The organism is Acinetobacter sp. YH01020 (assembly GCF_013420275.1).
Lineage (GTDB): Bacteria > Pseudomonadota > Gammaproteobacteria > Pseudomonadales > Moraxellaceae > Acinetobacter > Acinetobacter amyesii.
On sequence record NZ_VOYN01000034.1, the window covers coordinates 19,932 to 37,831 of the forward strand.

The following is a 17,900-nucleotide window of genomic DNA, read 5'->3' on the forward strand; positions in this document are numbered from 1 at the left end:
AACTTGCAGATTGCTCGTTAAGAAAAGCCTTTCAAACAACATTAAAAAAAGCGGTCAAACGACCGCTTTTCTTTTAAGCCAAGCTTATGCCGCAGCTTTTAATCTTGGATAACGAAGTAAAATGGCCAGGATGGCAAAGATTGCCAAGACCCAACAGTAATACACACTACCAATCAGTTCTACAGGCGAAAGTTTTGCGATCGAACAAGCCAGTAACAGCTGTGCACCATAAGGAATGAGACCTTGGACTACGCAAGAGAAAATGTCCAAGAGCGCAGCAGCACGTTTAGGGTCTACACCATATTCTTTCGCGACTTCACGTGCCATGTCACCAGATAAAATAATTGCGACAGTGTTGTTTGCCACAAATAGGTTGGAGAAAATCACCAAGAAACTGATACCAATTTCACCTGCGCGTTCAGCACCAACTTTAAAGTAGCGTGTCATGCTGTAAATGCGTTGAATTAGCCATTCTAAACCGCCTTCTTTTTGCATAATGGCAGAAATACCACCCAAGAAAATAGAAAGCAGGGCAACTTCAAACATGCCGGTAAAGCCGTCATAAATAGAATTATTTAAGCTTAAGAAATTAAATTCAGGTTGAATCACCAAACCAATCAAGCCAGACAGTAAGACACCAATGGTCAGTACAGCAAGCACGTGCAAACGTGAAAAGGCCAAAATAAATACGGCTAAATACGGCAAGATCAGCCACGCATTATAGGCTTTGTGTTCAATCGCTTGTGAGCCTTGACTCATGAATAAATAAATACAAATGCTGACGATCGATGCAGGAACAGCAATCCAGACATTGACCTTAAATTTATCGCGAAGCTGAACTTTTTGACTGTTCGTTGCAGCAATAGTGGTATCTGAAATCATCGACAGATTATCACCAAACATAGCACCACCGACCACAGCACCAATGGCATACACCGCTTCAATTTCGGTGACTTGAGCAAAACCAAAGGCAATTGGTGCACAGGCTGCAATGGTACCCATGGAGGTTCCCATCGCTGTGGCAATAAAGGCCGCAATAATAAACAGCATAGGCAGCACGAACTCAGGTGCAATCATCGATAGTCCCAACTGCACTGTTGCATCAACACTACCGATGGCACTGCTGACACTGGCAAAAGCACCAGCGAGCATAAAGACCATGAACATTAAGATCAAATTCGGGTGGCTAGCACCTTTCATAAATGTATCAATCGCGTCATTTATCTTGCCGCGATAGAGCAAAATTGCCAATACAATTGCAGGAAGAGCAGCGACTGGGGCTTTCACTTGATAGAACGCAAACTCAGTTCCAATGATGGAATGGTAAATACCACTGCCCAAAAAAATGGTCAGAAAAACAATAAGCGGGAGCAGTGCAAATGCCCGAGCAGGCACTTTCACTTGTGAATCGGAGGACATAGGAGATAAAAAAATAAAAGTATGCGGCTAGTATAAAGCAGGTTTTGCAATTTAAGGAAAATTAAAATGTAAATGCTAAGCCTGTTATTTTTAACATTTTTTTGATGATAAAATTAAGTTAATCTAAAACCTTATAATTTTGCCAGATCCTAAAATTAGGCATCTTTGATCATTGTGAAAAAAACTGAAATATCGGTAAATGATGCTTTCGGGTTGTTCTGGAAAATTATGTTTGCATGAGAAATGCCGACTGAGGATTGTATACCCTGTTCAATGGGTAAAAAATAGCGTTACAATGCGATGTCTTGTATTTCGACAAAACCCACATCATAGTTTTGATTCATTCAAGGAAAGTATAACCCTATGTCACGTTTAGCCACTCGATTTGGAACGCTTAAATCTCAACAGCGTAAGGCCTTGGTTTCTTATGTTATGGCTGGTGACCCTCATCCACAAGTAACGGTACCTTTGTTACATCAAATGGTTGAGGCAGGTGTAGATGTGATCGAATTGGGTCTTCCATTTTCAGACCCAATGGCGGATGGTCCTGTTATTGCACTTGCCGCTGAGCGTGCGCTTGCTGCAGGAACCAATACTCTAGATGCCTTGAACATGGTGAAAGAGTTCCGTAAAAACGATACAGAAACACCAGTAGTACTGATGGGCTATTTAAACCCTGTTGAAGTAATCGGCTATGAAAAGTTTATTGCCTATGCACATGAATGCGGTGTAGATGGCGTGCTCTTGGTGGACCTTCCACCAGAAGAAGCAAAAGATCTAGATGCAGTATTGAAAAAATACGACATGGATCAAATCTTCTTACTTGCGCCAACATCCACTGATGAACGTATTCAGCATGTGGTGAAACAAGCCAGTGGATTTATCTACTATGTTTCTTTGAAAGGTGTGACAGGTGCAGCGACTTTAGACGTTGCTGAAGCTGCGGCACGTATTCAAAAAATCAAATCGTATACTCAGGTACCAGTTGGCGTTGGCTTTGGTATCAGTGATGCAGCATCGGCGAAAGCCATGGGTGTGGCTGCAGATGCGGTGATTGTAGGTAGTGCTTTTGTTAAACAATTTGCAAACTTAGCGCCAGAACAAGCTGTAATCGAAACAGTGAATAAAGTGAAGGAGCTTCGAGCTGCGCTCGATGAGTTAGTATGAGTCAAGACGCAAAAACAGGCAAAATTCTGAGCGCATCTACGCCATGGACAGAGCGTGCGGTACCAGGTATTCATGTACCTGATGAACAGCAAGCATTAAAGGCGACATTTACTGAGCCGACGATTGAATGTCCTGAGTGTCATGCACTTGTGACTCGTACTGCAATGTCATTTAATGCCTACGTTTGTCCGCAGTGTGATGAACACTTGCGAATGAAAGCGCGTGATCGTTTGAACTGGTTCTTTGACCAAGTACAAAAAGAATTGGGTCAAGAATTTAAAGCCAAAGATCCACTGAAATTTGTTGATAGCAAAGCGTATCCAGACCGTATGTCTGAAGCGCAGAAGAAAACCGGTGAAACAGAAGCTTTAGTGGTGATGCAAGGAACGCTGAAAGGCATTCCAATGATTGCGACTGCTTTCGAATTTGATTTCATGGGCGGTTCAATGGGCACTGTGGTTGGTGACCGTTTTGTTCAAGCGGCTGAACTTGCGATTAAAGCAAAACAACCGCTTATTTGCTTCGCTGCCTCTGGCGGTGCACGTATGCAAGAAGGCATGTTGTCACTCATGCAAATGGCGCGTACTTCTGCTGCCATCCAAAAAATGAAAGATGCAGGCTTGCCTTATCTAGTGGTCTTGACACATCCAGTCTATGGTGGTGTGACTGCATCATTGGCAATGTTAGGCGATGTTCATCTGGCTGAGCCGAAAGCCATGATTGGTTTTGCTGGTAAGCGTGTAATTGAGCAAACTGTACGTGAAAAATTGGAAGAACCGTTCCAACGTGCAGAATACTTGCTTGATCATGGTGTAGTCGATCAAATTGTCCACCGTCATGCATTACGTGATACAGTTTATCGTATTGTAGCGAAATTGATGAATTTGACTTGAACACAGCACCACTTGCATCTGATTCTTTAAGTACATGGCTCGATTATTGGAGCCATGTTCATGTTACGGGTATTGATTTAGGTCTGGAACGGGTGATTCCTGTTGCGGAACGACTCGGTGTAACCCAGCCTGATGCGAAAGTGCTGACGGTCGCGGGAACAAACGGTAAAGGTTCAACCACGACCACTTTGGCTGCGATTTTAAATGCCCAAGGGTATAACGTGGGGCTATACCAATCACCGCATATCTATCGATTCAATGAACGTGTAAAGCTTCAAGGTGTTGAAGTGGCCGACCAAACCCTGATTGATGCTTTTGTAGCCGTTGATCAGGCGCGTCGTGAATGCGAATTAAGTTTATCTTTTTTTGAAGCGACCACTTTGGCCGCTTTTGTTATTTTTAAACAGCAACATTGCGATGTATGGGTACTTGAAGTCGGCCTCGGTGGCCGACTTGATGTAGTCAATGTCGTCGATCCAGATGTTGCAGTGATTACCAATATTGGTTTAGACCATACCGATTGGTTGGGTGACACCATTGAAAAAATTGCTTTTGAGAAAGCAGGGATTATTCGTCCAAATATTCCTGTGATTTTTGGTGGGCAGCAAGTTTTACCTGAAGCCATTCGTCAAAAAGTAGAAGATTGCCAAGCCGCTTTACATGTACTCAATCGTGATTATTTTTATCAGTACAGTGATGACGGACAATCTTGGATGTTTGCTTCATCAGGTACAACTTTAAAACTGCCAGTGGGTTCTTTGGCACTCGAAAATATCTCTACGGCTGTAGCGGCAATATTGGCCAGTGGTTTGGTGGTCTCTCAGCAGTCGATCGCTCAGGGGATTATCAATGCCAAGTTACAAGGCCGTTTTGAAGTTATAGAAATTGCAGGAAAAACGGTGATTTTCGATGCGGGACATAACCCGCATGGTGTTGAATTTTTGTTAAAGCAATTGCGAAATTTCCTCCAGTACAATAAACAATACACAGAAGTGATCAGCGTTTTCTCCATGCTGACTGATAAAGACATAAATTCTGTCGTTAACTTATTGAAAGATACGGTAAGAATGTGGAAAATTGCACAATTAAATGTGCCACGTGCGGCATCTATCACACAATTGGATAGCGCACTGCAGCATCAAGTCGTAGAACATTATGACAATGTGCAATTAGCTTTTAAGTCCGCGCTGGAAGAAACAAAGAATAATCAGCTGATTCTGGTATGTGGTTCATTTCATACCTTAGAAGCGGTATGGGAGTATCTGGAAGAATGTCAATGAATAACAAACAACGCTGGATGGGTGGTGTTGTTTTATTAGGTGGTGGTGTACTGCTGGCCGCACTTTTACTTAAAGGCAAAGAAGAAATACATCAAAATCAAAGCCAAACCCCTGAAATGGCTCAAGTTGAGCAACAAGGTCAGGGTGCGGGTAAAATGTCATCATTGACTGTTGATGTTGAAACTGAAAAGCGCTTGCTCGAAGAACAACGACGTACCCGTGAAAAATCGGTTGCGGAGCAAGAAGCACGCGCAGCAGAATTTTTAGCGATGCAACAACAAGCGGAAGCTGATGCAGCACGTAAAGCAGCAGAAGAATATGCAGCTTTAAACGCACATCGTTCAGCTCAACAAAGTTCGGATAATATTCCTCCCGAATTGGTTGAAGATGAAAAAGCCAAGCAAAAGCGTTTAGCTGAGGATAAGTTGGCGGCTCAAAAAAAGTTAGAGAGTCAGTCGGCGCAGCAAAAGGCTGATCAGGCACGTATCGCAGCAGATAAACAAAAAGCTGAAGCAAAACGTAAAGCGGATGCTCAAAAAGAAGCTGAACGTAAAGCACATGCTGAAGCTGAGAAAAAAGCAGCAGATAAGAAAGCAGCCGAAGCGAAGCAACAAGCTGAAGAAAAGCGTAAAGCCGAAGAAAAACACAAGGCAGAAGAAAAGCGTAAAGCCGAAGCCAAGAAAAAAGCTGAAGCTGAAAAAGCACGTGATCTGTTGGAAAATGGCGATAAGCAATGGATGGTGCAAGTTGCACTGGCTGCCAATGAAGCCAATGCAGATGCCGTCGCTGCAAAATTACGTGCAAAAGGCTATAAAGTGACAAAGAGTCCGACATCTAAAGGGATTCGTATTATGGTCGGCCCTTCGAAGGACCGTGATGCTGCGGACGCAACACGTAAAAAGATCAATTCAGATGCAAGTTTGAATATGAAATCGGCGTGGGTGATTGATTGGGTACCACTCGATAAACGCTAAGTTTATTTGAGGAATGACCTTTAATAAGATGGATTCAGTAGTTGCTGCTGAATCCATCTTACATTTTTAGGGCTGAATAATCGTTCGATATTTTTCCAAATAGGGTGGAAGCCATAGCCACCTTGTTTCATTTCACGTTTTGCCTCCTCAATGGACCAATGCTGAAAAATAATACGGTACATGGCCACACTCGCGCCTGTACGGTCTGAGCCGTGGTAGCAATGGATTAACACTTTTTGCTGCTGTTGTTCAGCCACTTTTATAGTTTTCATCACCGCCAGTAAATCTTCACGATCGATTTGCCACGTGTGTATCGGAATATGTACAAAATTAATCTTTTGCATATCAATAGCATTTTTTAAGCGTTCTGGGTCATGATGCCGTGAACGTAAATTTATGATCACATCGATTTGCTGTTCTCGTAGAACAGGGGCGAGATCTGCATCAGGTTGTTCACTGCGAAATAGCGTTGGGCTGATTTGATAAAAATTATGCTGTTGATGAACGACTTTCCCCCAATGCTGAGGACGTTCATTTAACGGTAATGGATTTGATGTCATGCAACCCGTGAAGATGAAGCTAACACTGAGGAGGATCATTGGCAGGATTTTAGCGGTCATAGCTTGTGTTCTGATAACGAGCGAGTTCGAATGGGTCGTGTGCGCAGATGAGATCGATGTCCGGATGCTGCGCTAACTGCTGAATTTTATGAAGGGAATGCAGACGCTGTGAATTGTCGGTGGCAAATAAACGCTCAAGCTGATTTAAGGCCCGCGAATGAAAATTTGGATTTAATTGATGCTGTGAGTAATAAGCATCGCCACAATATAACAACCAGCGATGTTTGTTCTTAATCGCAATACCGGCATGACCCGCGGTATGTCCCAAAAGTGGAAGCATTAAAATATCCTCTTGAAAAATAGACAGACCGGCAGTGTGTTCTAAGTTAAACCATGCTTGCGTCCCGATGTTTTCGATAAAGTTCCAATAACGATGCTGTTGGAACTGCTGTGGTCGATAGCGCAGTCGTGATTTTAAGCTATGAAGATTTTGAGTGGCATTATATTCACTGGCTAAGACATGCACGGTCGCCTGCGGAAAATCAGAGATCCCGCCAGCATGATCAAAATCTAAGTGTGACAACAAAATGTGTTGAACATCTTGAGCCTTAAAGCCTAATTTTTGAATTTGATGAATCGCACTTAGTTGCGGATTAAATTTGATCTGCGCTGTGCGTGAAATAAACCGACCTAAACGATTTTGTGGATGCAAATAATCTTGTAAGCCCAGTCCTGTATCGACTAAGACGAGCCCTTTATCGGTTTCAATGAGCAGACAATGACAGACCAAATGTGCGCGAAAGCCTTTCTGTCCAAATAAAGGGGCACACGTTGGACAAAAACTACCACAATGTAAATGATGAATTTGATGAATCACGGTTTGTTATTTTCAAGTTTTTATTAGTTATAACGGAATTGTGATGTTTAACCAATCTAATCCCTGAGAGGAATTTGTAATCAAAAAAAGCTCATCCGGAGATGAGCAGGTTGGAGAATGCCAGAACGGGCTCGTCATTCGTTCTGAGGGGAAAACTATAGTAACTATAAGTAGCTATGGTTATGATCCGTAGTTGGCTCTAGTGCTGCGCTTAAAAATAGTTAAAGTTGTATCTTCGCTTGGTCACTCGCAGCAGAACTTCTTATCTTACGCTCGGACAGCGCAATGCTCCGTTTTATTCTCACTTAGGTTGAGGCGTTAAACGAAGGTAAGGCGTAACTGCCTTATACCCTTGAGGAAAGCGTTGTTTGATTTCCTCTTCATCTTTTAATGACGGCACAATCACCACATCTTCACCATGTTGCCAGTTGGCCGGTGTTGCAACTTTATGGTTGTCTGTCAGTTGTAAAGAGTCAATGACACGTAAAATTTCATGGAAATTACGCCCCGTTGATGCAGGATAAGTAATGATTAAACGGACTTTTTTATTGGGATCGATGATCACCAAAGAGCGAACAGTTAATGTTTCGCTGGCATTGGGGTGAATGAAATCATAGAGGGTAGACACTCTACGGTCTTTGTCCGCAATGATCGGGAAGTTCACCGTGGTATTTTGAGTATTGTTAATGTCATTAATCCAACCATGATGCGACTCAACATCGTCAACAGACAGGGCAATGGCCTTGACACCACGTTTGCTAAATTCATCTTTTAGTTTTGCGGTAAATCCAAGTTCTGTGGTGCAGACTGGGGTGTAATCGGCAGGATGCGAAAATAAAATGCCCCAACTGTCACCTAAAAAGTCATAAAACTGAATGCTGCCTTCGCTTGAGTCTTGAGTAAAGTCTGGTGCAGTATCACCTAAACGAATCGTCATGGAATATCCCCGTATTTATTGAATTTGTTTAACTTGAAAATAAATATGAAGGATTTTTTTTATGATTAAAAATAGTGTTTTTTCATTTCTTTATGAATATATTTCATATCAAACAGTTTTATTGGGGGATAAATGCGAAATATCTCACGACAGAGTCACTATGTTGTCTGCAGAAAATTTGTTACATTAGCTTGCCTTAAGTCTCCGGGGCTAGAACCCGAGCGCAGAACATTTAAGGGGATTTTTGTGCAAAACCCTTGTACTTCGAATTTCTAGCGCCATAATAACGACTAAGAAAATATATTCATTTGACAAGCAAGATTTAGAGAGTCTATTCATGTTGGCAAGTCTGATCGGAGGAATCTTCGGTACCAAAAATGAGCGCGAACTCAAACGCATGCGTAAAATCGTAGAGAAGATTAATGCGCTCGAGCCGACGATATCTGTTCTAAGCGATGCAGACTTATCTGCAAAAACTGAAGAATTCAAAGAACGTTATAACAAAGGCGACAGCCTTGATAAATTATTACCTGAAGCGTTTGCTGTTTGTCGTGAAGCTGCAAAGCGTGTCATGGGCATGCGTCATTATGACGTACAGCTGATTGGTGGTATTACCTTACATGAAGGTAAGATCGCAGAGATGCGTACCGGTGAAGGTAAAACCCTCATGGGAACGCTTGCTTGTTACCTCAATGCGATTAGTGGTGAAGGTGTTCACGTGATTACAGTGAACGATTATCTGGCGCAGCGAGATGCTGAGTTAAACCGTCCATTATTCGAATTTTTAGGTTTAAGCATTGGGATTATTTACTCAATGCAAGACCCAACTGAAAAAGCTCAAGCGTATCGAGCTGACATTACTTACGGTACCAACAACGAATTCGGTTTCGATTACTTGCGTGACAACATGGTGTTTTCTGCTGCTGAGAAAAAACAGCGCAGCTTAACCTATGCCATCATCGATGAGGTCGATTCGATCCTGATTGATGAAGCGCGTACACCGTTGATCATTTCTGGTCAATCAGAAGACTCTTCTCAGTTGTATGCTGCCATTAACAGCATTCCACCAAAACTTCATGCACAAAAAGAAGAGAAGGTGCCAGATGGCGGTCACTTCTGGATTGATGAAAAACAGCGTTCTGTAGAAATGACCGAAGTCGGTTATGAAACCGTGGAAGCTGAATTGATTCAAATGGGCTTGCTTGCTGAAGGTGAAAGTCTATATTCATCTGCAAACTTGAACTTGGTACACCATGTTTCTGCGGCCATTCGTGCGCATTACCTATACCAACGCAACGTGCATTACATCATCAATGATGGTGAAGTGATTATTGTCGATGAAAACACCGGTCGTACCATGCCGGGTCGTCGTTGGTCTGAAGGTTTGCATCAAGCAGTAGAAGCAAAAGAAGGTTTGGAAATTCAACCTGAAAACCAAACTTTGGCAACCACCACATTCCAGAACTATTTCCGTCTTTACAAGAAATTATCAGGGATGACGGGTACTGCAGATACTGAAGCTGCAGAAATGAAAGAAATTTATGGCTTGGATGTTGTACTGATTCCAACCCATCGCCCGATGATTCGTAATGACCAAAACGATTTAATCTATTTAAACCGTGAAGGTAAATACAACGCCATCATTCAAGAAATTCAACGTGTTCATGAAGCGGGTGTTGCACCGATCCTGATTGGTACAGCAACCATTGAAGCCTCTGAAATTTTATCAGATAAGCTAAAAGAAGCAGGCATTCAACATGAAGTGCTCAATGCGAAACAACATGAGCGTGAAGCGGATATTATTGCGCAAGCGGGTTCACCGCGTGCAGTGACGATTGCTACCAACATGGCCGGTCGTGGTACCGATATTCTGTTGGGTGGTAACTGGAAAGCCTTATTGGCGAAGATTGAAGAACCAACGGCAGCCGATGAAGCACGTTTGAAAGCAGAGTGGGAACAAAATCATGAAATGGTGCTGAACTCTGGCGGTTTACATATTATCGGTTCAGAACGTCATGAATCTCGTCGTATCGATAACCAGTTACGTGGTCGTGCGGGCCGTCAAGGTGACCCAGGTGTGTCACGTTTCTACTTGTCGCTTGAAGATGACTTGATGCGTATCTTCGCAGGTGATCGCGTAGTTGCAATGATGCGTGCCATGGGTCTGAAAGAAGATGAAGCCATTGAGCATAAAATGGTTTCACGCTCGATTGAAAATGCACAACGTAAAGTTGAAGCACGTAACTTCGATATTCGTAAAAATCTATTGAAATACGATGACGTAAACAACGAACAACGTAAGATTATTTACTCTCAGCGTGATGAAATTCTTGTTGAACCGTCTTTACAAGATTACATCGAAACGATGATTCAGGATGTGACTAAAGGCATGATCGAAATATATATTCCACCTGAGTCTATTCACGATCAGTGGGATATAGAAGGTCTTGAAAAGGCGCTACGTGAAGATCTATCGATTGAACTACCAATTTCGCAGTGGTTAGAGCAAGATCGTCGTTTGGATGAGGAAGCTTTGGTTGAACGTATTACTGATGAAGTTCTTCAGCACTACCGTTCACGTCGTACGCAAATGGGTGACGAAACGGCTGCAATGCTCGAACGTCACTTTATGTTGAACTCATTGGACCGCCATTGGAAAGAGCATTTGGCAGCAATGGATTACTTACGTCAAGGGATTCATTTACGTGGTTATGCACAGAAAAATCCTGAGCAAGAATACAAAAAAGAAGCCTTTAACTTATTTGTAAACATGCTTGCTGTGATTAAGTCAGATGTCGTGACAGATTTATCTCGTATTCATGTGCCTACAGCCGAAGAGCTTGCAGAAATGGAAGCTCAAAAACAGGCTCAAGCTGAATCAATGAATCTTCAATTGTCACACAATGACTTTGATAATTTGTTGGCTGAAGCCAATGGTAATGATGTTATCGATGCGCAATACACACCTGCAGAGCAAGTGATTGTTCCGCCAGAAAGTCGTAACTCACCGTGCCCATGTGGTTCAGGTCTAAAATATAAACAATGTCACGGTAAAATTTAAACAGCATTGTTTAATTTCAAATAAATCAGAGCCATCGCGCTCTGATTTTTTATTTACTCAGCTGATCTGACCTGAATAGTATTTGCAGTGCAGCTGATTAAATGTTATTTAGTTTCTATCAATAACCGTAAGACGGAAAAGACAATGAAAAAAGTACTAAAACCGTTCATGATTGCTGCTTTGGCTTTGCCAACTTTTACCTTTGCAAACGCTCCTCAGACGACTTCTGTAGAGAAAGTTCAACAAGCAGTTGGTCCAACAACAACTCAAGTACAGATTGGTACTGACGGTCAAGTGACTGTAGCAAGCCCGCGTACGGGTATTCGTTATACCTTTGCCAATCCAAATCGTCCAATCGTATTGCAAACTGCAAAAATTGCAGCAGCCAATGCGGCGAATGCTGACCGTATTGTGGCTGAAAACCCAGCCCTTTCTGCTGCGAGTCAACAAAAAGCGAAACAAGTGCTTCTTGATGAAGCAACTCAGCTTGCGCGTAACTAATTTACGACGAACAGCGATAAAGACCAGTCGAAAGACTGGTTTTTTTATGTGCAAAAGAAATCCACAATAAAATTACAGCAAAACCGTGCTTCTGCTCGATTTTTTATAGATTTTGCACTAAGCTGTATTTTTTATAACTCATATAGTTGGACGTTGAAAAATGGCAGTTGGTGACGTATCTATGCCACAGATGCATGTGGTGAAAGGTGTAAAAATCGGTTCGGCTGAAGCGTATGTACGTTATCAGAACCGACGTGACCTTGTCATTTTTGAATTTGCTGAAGGTTCTAATGTTGCAGGCGTATTTACTCAAAATGCATTTTGTGCAGCACCGGTGCATATTTCGAAAGCGCATTTATTAGCAGGTAATCCACGTTATTTAGTGATTAACACCGGAAATGCCAATGCAGGTACTGGAAAAATTGGCATGGCAAATGCTGAGGCGACGTGTGCGAAACTGGCGGAACTGGCAGGTGTTCAAAATATAGAAGTCCTTCCTTTTTCAACGGGTGTAATTGGCGAGCAATTACCTATTGATCGTTTGGTTCAAGGCTTGCAACCGGCATTAGACAGTTTGCAAGAAGACGCTTGGTTGGAAGCGGCAACGGGCATTATGACCACAGATACCACACCTAAAGGTGCATCTGAACAATTTGAGTTAGATGGCGTCCTGTATACCATGACAGGTATTTCTAAAGGCGCAGGCATGATTCGTCCAAATATGGCGACCATGTTGAGTTATGTGGCAACTGATGCACCCATTAGCCGTGAGCTGGTGCAACAGCTTTTGAAAACCACAGTTAACCTGTCGTTTAACCGTATTACGGTGGATGGTGATACCTCAACGAATGACTCATGTATTTTGATTGCAACGGGCCAAGCTGGTGGCGTAGAAATTACTTCAGAATCAGATTCACGTTATGCTGCTGTTTTAGACGTGTTAACACGTGTAATGAAACGTCTTGCACAGCTCATTGTCCGTGATGGTGAAGGTGCGACGAAGTTTATTACTGTGGCGGTAGAAGGCGGCGCAGATACTCAAGAATGTTGTGATATTGCTTATAGCATTGCACATTCACCGTTGGTTAAAACTGCAATCTTCGCATCAGATCCAAACTGGGGCCGTATTTTGGCAGCTATTGGTTATGCCGGTGTGCCAAACTTAGATGTTGAAAAAATTCAGGTCTGGTTAGGTGATGTTCAAATCTGTAAAGACGGTGGTGCCGCAGCAGATTATACCGAAGCAGCAGGGGCTGCAGAGATGGAGAAATCTGAGATCACGATCCGTGTAGATTTAGGACGTGGCAGTGCGCGAGATACTGTGTATACCTGTGACCTGTCGTATGACTATGTTAAGATTAACGCAGATTACCGTTCATAAATTTGATGTTTTTGAAAAGCCTCCGTTGTGAGGCTTTTTTATAAGTGGAACTTTTTAATGACCGGTAAAAATAGCCAAGTGCCATATTTATAGGTCAGTTGTGAAGCACCTGTGTAGTAACAGGCATTAAGGATAGAGAAGACGTTGTGATGAATAATGCAAACAACTTAATTGCAAATGAAGCAAAATCAATTGTACAAGCGCATTTGGATCGTTTGGGCGATGTTAAAGAGCATCACTTAACGGAAGCTGCAAAGCTTGATAAGTTTGAATTAATTAAAGCGGAACTCAAAAAACGTAACGCTGTCCTTGTTGCACACTATTACTGTGATCCTGAAGTGCAGGAACTAGCAGAACTGACCGGTGGATGCGTTTCGGATTCACTTGAAATGGCACGTTTTGGTCGGGATCATGAAGCAACGACGTTGGTGGTTGCAGGGGTGAAATTCATGGGGGAGACCTCGAAGATTTTATCTCCTGAAAAAACCGTACTGATGCCTACTCTGGAGGCAACATGCTCACTTGATTTGGGCTGTCAGGTCGATGAATTTACCAAATTTTGCGATGCACATCCGGATCATACGGTTGTAGTATATGCCAATACCTCGGCGGCAGTGAAAGCGCGTGCAGATTGGGTGGTAACCTCGAGCTGTGCTGTTGAAATTGTTGAGCATTTAGATAGTTTAGGTGAAAAAATTATTTGGGCACCTGATCAGCATCTTGGTCGTTATATTCAAAAGAAAACCGGTGCAGACATGTTGCTATGGGATGGGGCGTGTATTGTTCATGAAGAGTTCCGTGCGCGTGGTATTGCCAATATGAAAGCGCTGTATCCCGATGCAGCAGTTTTGGTACATCCAGAGTCACCAGAATCTGTGGTGGATATTGCAGATGCCGTTGGTAGTACCTCACAATTGATCAAGGCTGCACAAACCTTGCCACACGAACGTTTAATCGTGGCAACAGATCGCGGTATTTTTTATAAAATGCAGCAAGCTGTGCCGAATAAAATTCTCATCGAAGCACCGACGGCAGGTGAGGGAGCGACTTGTCGTTCATGTGCGCATTGCCCTTGGATGGCGATGAATGAATTGGATGGTATTCTGGAAGTTTTACAAAAAGGCGATCAGGAAATTTTCGTAGATCCAGTGCTCGCTGAGCGTGCTAAATTGCCTTTAGATCGGATGTTGAATTTCAGTGCCAGTTTAAAACGTTAATTTTTGCTTGAAAAATGATTAAAGTGCTTGATAAATAATCGCTTGAAATGATTTTTTATGTTTTTTTGAAGATAGGTGTTGACGTTAATCAACGTCACGCCTAGAATGCACACCGTACCGCACGATATGCGATACAGCGAAAGCTGAGATGAAACGGAGCATAGCACAGCCTGGTAGTGCACCTGGTTTGGGACCAGGGGGTCGTAGGTTCGAATCCTACTGCTCCGACCAATTTCTCAAGGCAAAAATCGCGTGATAGTCTATGTCATCGGTAATGCGCCTGTAGCTCAGTTGGATAGAGCATCCGCCTTCTAAGCGGATGGTCACAGGTTCGAATCCTGTCAGGCGCGCCATTTTAATGGTGTTCTGATACTAGAATCTGAAACTTGTTGTGATGGTGGATGTAGCTCAGTTGGTAGAGCCCCGGATTGTGATTCCGGTTGTCGTGGGTTCGAATCCCATCATTCACCCCAATTCGGAGCATAGCACAGCCTGGTAGTGCACCTGGTTTGGGACCAGGGGGTCGTAGGTTCGAATCCTACTGCTCCGACCATTTTCTCAAAGAAAACGGTCGATAAAAGATACCGCATACAGCGGTTTTTTTATGCCTGTAATTTAAAATGCGTTATATTGGTTATTCACAAGCAAGAACATGATGGTGGATGTAGCTCAGTTGGTAGAGCCCCGGATTGTGATTCCGGTTGTCGTGGGTTCGAATCCCATCATTCACCCCAACTTTTAAAGTTGAAAGCGGAGCATAGCACAGCCTGGTAGTGCACCTGGTTTGGGACCAGGGGGTCGTAGGTTCGAATCCTACTGCTCCGACCATTTATCTCAAAAGCAATACTATGAAAAAGATGCCGCATTTAGCGGTTTTTTTATGCCTGAAATTTATAAAAAATAAAAAAGCCACCTGAAGGTGGCTTTTCCAAATTCCGCTATTTAGGGGATGATGGTGACATTTACACGACGGTTGATGGCACGATTTGTTTCGGTGTCATTGGAAACCATCGGCTGTTCAGCACCACGACCAATAATTTGAATATTTGAACTGTTATAACCTTGCTTTAAGAAGACGTTTGCAACGCTTTGCGCACGTTTTTCTGACAGTTGTTGGTTGTAATTGGCTTGTCCAACATTATCCGTATGACCAATAAACTTAATTTTATTCAGGTCATATTTAATCAGTTGAGTGGCAAGTGTATTTAACTTGCCTTGTTGGTGCGGTTGAATTTGATAATCATCAAAACCAAATAAAAGACGTTCTGGTAAGGCAAGTGTCCAACCATCATTGGTTAAGACAAAACCTTCTTTTTTAAGCATGCGTGCTTGTTTGTAGCTTAAATTACCTAAACTCATGCAGGCTGTCATAGTGGCCGTGAATGCAAGTATAAATAAAACTTTAAATGCGTTCTTTAACATAGCAAATCCTATGAGTTGGGGCGTTGTGGTGCAATGCACCAATGATTATTCGAAAGTTTAGCATCATACATGGCGCGATCCGCATCTGCGATCAGATCTCCTGGTGATTTCGCATTTTGGATCAGTGCCACACCAATATTAGCTTGTAATGCAATATTATGTTGCTCATAAACAAATGTGGAGCCATAGCATTCATGTATTTTGTGACAAAAGACTTCGAGTTCTGTCAAGAAATTTAAACGATTGATAATAATTGCAAATTCATCACCACCGAGTCGCGCAACGAAAGCATCATCTGGCAGTGCTTGCTTTAAACAGTGTGATGAGGCGCGCAGTACAGCATCCCCAGCTAAGTGTCCATATTGGTCATTCACATGTTTAAAGTTTTCAATATCGACAAAGAACACGGCAGCGTTCGCTTGTAAGTCAAATAGCTCAAACAGCTTTTCATAAAAATAATTGCGATTTGGTAATTGGGTTAATGCATCATGACGTGCTAGATGAATTAGCTTGTCATTTTCTGAAATTAAGTTTTTATTTGACTGTTCAATTTCACTAAGTAAACCATTAAAGGCGGTACTGAGTGCGTGTAATTCTTGAATATCAGAGTTTGAAACCCGCATTTTATAATCTTTCTTAATACTAATGGTTTGAGCTGATTCAACAATAGAGCGAACGGATTGCATTAAGTATTGATAAACAGAGTTCACCGACCAAAACACAGTAGCCAATAAAAGAATGAAACCTAAAAATAAACCCAGCAAAATTTTATGGAAGAAACTAACTAAATCTGAAGAGTTTCCATATACGATCAGTTCGCCATAACTTTTCTGATCATGATGGATATCTAAACGAATCGGTTGGCTAAAAAAGAAATAATCCAAAATCGCTTGGCTGGAAAATGTTGAAATTTCTTGTTGCTCGGCATGAGCAAGCGATGCATTTTGATGGTTTGTAATTTCAATAGAGCGAATAGGATACAGTTGGGTGTATTCATTTAAAATTTGACGCATCGTTGTTTGGTCATTAAAGACCACAGCAGGTTGAACGCGTTCGTTTATCGCGTTCGATAAAATCGTTAAGCTGTTTTTTGCATATGTATGCATGGTATAGGTGGAAATCACCAAAAAAATCGCAGAACAAATCGTAAAAGTTAAAGCAAAGATGGTGAGCTGCGAACGTGTAAATAATTGGTGTAATGTAATTGGGTTATAGAGTTGTTTCATTCAGCTGACTCCGATGACTTCGCCAGTAATAAAACCCGTGGATCAATATGTATTTGTGATTGCGTTAAGCTTTCCATATTAATTTTAAACGAATAACTCTGATTTTTTTTATACAAACAAAATGCACTGCCCGACTCACACTCACTATTGTTGCTACTTAGAGAGAGGGCAGGGAAATTGACATGATTGTTTAAAATGCTCTGTTCTTCTTTTGCTGTTAGGTTGGAAAAAAATAAAACTTGGCAATGACTGGATTTGATGTCATTCACATTGATGGCTGTAATTTTATAAGTGCTGTGGGTTGGCGCAAGTTTTTTAAAATCATTGACTAAACTTGAATTATTAATTACGCAAAATTTGGGTGAAGTGGTTTCCCACTTGGCATAACTCAAAATAGAGAAAGTGGTTGTGAAAATATTTGCTGTGGGAGCTGCATATAATAAGGGTGAAATAGAGCACGCCATTATTAAATAGGCAGTTTTTTTAAAAACAACCATACGAAATCAAAAAAGTCTTAAATTAAATGGAAAGAAAATTGGGTGTATATACGTTTTATTATATGAAATAGGGCGTATATAGCCCAATAATAATACAAAAGAATGTTTATGTGTTTAAAAAAGCGACATGCGTAAAATAAATCATAAAAAGGTGTTGCAACGAATATGAAATGCTGTAGAATGCATATCCATCGGCGGTGATGAAGATTAAAACTTCTGATAAAACAATGACTTATTAGATGAATTGATTGAGTTGGGTTTTATTTGATAAGTTTAAAAATAATTTGAATTACCAGTTGACTCTTTAGAAATAAAGAGTAATATAGCCGACCTAGCTTGATGATGACGAATCATCGAGAAGATCATTAAGAGATTATGAAGAACAACTTGTGTGGATTTTTACTGGTTGATTGATCGAAATTATTTTCATTGATTGATGGTAGAAATTACTCGAAGTTTATTTGAGCAAATTTTTGTCAGTAATTGAT

Annotated in this window: 15 protein-coding genes and 6 tRNA genes; 14 read left to right on the top strand and 7 right to left on the bottom strand. The window is 41.8% G+C overall.

The window, feature by feature from the left end:
* Window positions 1–84 precede the first annotated feature (84 nt).
* Window positions 85–1,419, bottom strand: coding sequence for a Na+/H+ antiporter NhaC family protein (locus FTT85_RS12610; RefSeq protein WP_180183670.1), 1,335 nt, complete (start codon window positions 1,417–1,419; stop codon window positions 85–87).
* Between the two features lie 363 nt (window positions 1,420–1,782).
* Here FTT85_RS12610 and trpA point away from each other — a divergent pair, with 363 nt between their 5' ends.
* Genes trpA through FTT85_RS12630 form a run of 4 tightly spaced genes read left to right on the top strand, consistent with a single transcriptional unit; the run spans window position 1,783 to window position 5,733 of the window.
* Window positions 1,783–2,586, top strand: a complete 804-nt coding sequence (gene trpA / locus FTT85_RS12615) for a tryptophan synthase subunit alpha (RefSeq protein ID WP_180183671.1) — start codon at window positions 1,783–1,785, stop codon at window positions 2,584–2,586.
* Entirely contained in the window at window positions 2,583–3,479 is an 897-nt protein-coding gene (gene accD, locus FTT85_RS12620; protein WP_180113373.1) for an acetyl-CoA carboxylase, carboxyltransferase subunit beta, read from the top strand. The genes trpA and accD overlap by 4 nt, the downstream gene beginning before the upstream one ends.
* Window positions 3,476–4,759 carry a bifunctional tetrahydrofolate synthase/dihydrofolate synthase gene (folC, locus tag FTT85_RS12625; RefSeq protein ID WP_180183672.1) on the top strand — a complete coding sequence of 428 codons (1,284 nt, stop codon included), beginning with the start codon at window positions 3,476–3,478 and terminating at the stop codon, window positions 4,757–4,759. The genes accD and folC overlap by 4 nt, the downstream gene beginning before the upstream one ends.
* The gene (locus FTT85_RS12630; protein ID WP_180183673.1) at window positions 4,756–5,733 is read left to right on the top strand and encodes an SPOR domain-containing protein; all 978 of its coding nucleotides are present in this window, start codon (window positions 4,756–4,758) and stop codon (window positions 5,731–5,733) included. The genes folC and FTT85_RS12630 overlap by 4 nt, the downstream gene beginning before the upstream one ends.
* 20 nt (window positions 5,734–5,753) lie before the next feature.
* Here FTT85_RS12630 and FTT85_RS12635 read toward each other — a convergent pair whose 3' ends face one another.
* From FTT85_RS12635 to FTT85_RS12645, 3 genes are all read right to left on the bottom strand, one after another.
* Window positions 5,754–6,353, bottom strand: coding sequence for a dual specificity protein phosphatase family protein (locus FTT85_RS12635; RefSeq protein WP_180183674.1), 600 nt, complete (start codon window positions 6,351–6,353; stop codon window positions 5,754–5,756).
* Window positions 6,343–7,170, bottom strand: coding sequence for an MBL fold metallo-hydrolase (locus tag FTT85_RS12640; protein ID WP_180183675.1), 828 nt, complete (start codon window positions 7,168–7,170; stop codon window positions 6,343–6,345). Before FTT85_RS12640 ends, FTT85_RS12635 begins: the two co-directional genes overlap by 11 nt.
* Before the next feature lie 301 nt (window positions 7,171–7,471).
* Window positions 7,472–8,107, bottom strand: coding sequence for a peroxiredoxin (locus tag FTT85_RS12645; protein ID WP_180163244.1), 636 nt, complete (start codon window positions 8,105–8,107; stop codon window positions 7,472–7,474).
* 337 nt (window positions 8,108–8,444) lie between these two features.
* On the opposite strand from FTT85_RS12645, the gene secA reads away from it, so the two are divergent.
* The 10 genes from secA to FTT85_RS12695 all read left to right on the top strand — a co-directional run bounded on the left by secA (window position 8,445) and on the right by FTT85_RS12695 (window position 15,095).
* The gene (gene secA, locus FTT85_RS12650; protein WP_180183676.1) at window positions 8,445–11,168 is read left to right on the top strand and encodes a preprotein translocase subunit SecA; all 2,724 of its coding nucleotides are present in this window, start codon (window positions 8,445–8,447) and stop codon (window positions 11,166–11,168) included.
* Between the two features lie 144 nt (window positions 11,169–11,312).
* On the top strand, window positions 11,313–11,669 hold the full coding sequence (locus tag FTT85_RS12655) for a hypothetical protein (RefSeq protein ID WP_180055834.1): 357 nt from the start codon (window positions 11,313–11,315) through the stop codon (window positions 11,667–11,669).
* A 160-nt stretch (window positions 11,670–11,829) separates the two neighbouring features.
* Window positions 11,830–13,050 (top strand): bifunctional glutamate N-acetyltransferase/amino-acid acetyltransferase ArgJ, encoded by a 1,221-nt coding sequence (gene argJ, locus FTT85_RS12660; RefSeq protein WP_180183677.1) that lies wholly within the window; start codon window positions 11,830–11,832, stop codon window positions 13,048–13,050.
* A 149-nt stretch (window positions 13,051–13,199) separates the two neighbouring features.
* Window positions 13,200–14,267, top strand: coding sequence for a quinolinate synthase NadA (gene nadA / locus FTT85_RS12665; protein WP_180183678.1), 1,068 nt, complete (start codon window positions 13,200–13,202; stop codon window positions 14,265–14,267).
* 154 nt (window positions 14,268–14,421) lie between these two features.
* A tRNA-Pro gene (locus tag FTT85_RS12670) sits at window positions 14,422–14,498 on the top strand.
* A 45-nt stretch (window positions 14,499–14,543) separates the two neighbouring features.
* Window positions 14,544–14,620: transfer RNA gene (locus FTT85_RS12675), tRNA-Arg, on the top strand.
* 44 nt (window positions 14,621–14,664) lie between these two features.
* Window positions 14,665–14,740, top strand: a tRNA-His gene (locus FTT85_RS12680).
* A gap of 3 nt (window positions 14,741–14,743) precedes the next feature.
* Window positions 14,744–14,820: transfer RNA gene (locus tag FTT85_RS12685), tRNA-Pro, on the top strand.
* A gap of 105 nt (window positions 14,821–14,925) precedes the next feature.
* Window positions 14,926–15,001 (top strand) — tRNA-His (locus FTT85_RS12690).
* A gap of 17 nt (window positions 15,002–15,018) precedes the next feature.
* Window positions 15,019–15,095 (top strand) — tRNA-Pro (locus tag FTT85_RS12695).
* Window positions 15,096–15,209: 114 nt separating this feature from the next.
* On the opposite strand, the gene FTT85_RS12700 is transcribed toward FTT85_RS12695, so the two are convergent.
* From FTT85_RS12700 to FTT85_RS12710, 3 genes are read right to left on the bottom strand one after another with little or no spacing between them, the layout of a single operon-like run.
* Entirely contained in the window at window positions 15,210–15,689 is a 480-nt protein-coding gene (locus tag FTT85_RS12700; protein ID WP_078191210.1) for an OmpA family protein, read from the bottom strand.
* A gap of 8 nt (window positions 15,690–15,697) precedes the next feature.
* Window positions 15,698–16,915, bottom strand: coding sequence for a diguanylate cyclase domain-containing protein (locus tag FTT85_RS12705; protein ID WP_180170836.1), 1,218 nt, complete (start codon window positions 16,913–16,915; stop codon window positions 15,698–15,700).
* Window positions 16,912–17,412 (bottom strand): YfiR family protein, encoded by a 501-nt coding sequence (locus FTT85_RS12710; protein WP_180055830.1) that lies wholly within the window; start codon window positions 17,410–17,412, stop codon window positions 16,912–16,914. The genes FTT85_RS12705 and FTT85_RS12710 overlap by 4 nt, the downstream gene beginning before the upstream one ends.
* Window positions 17,413–17,900: the final 488 nt, after the last annotated feature.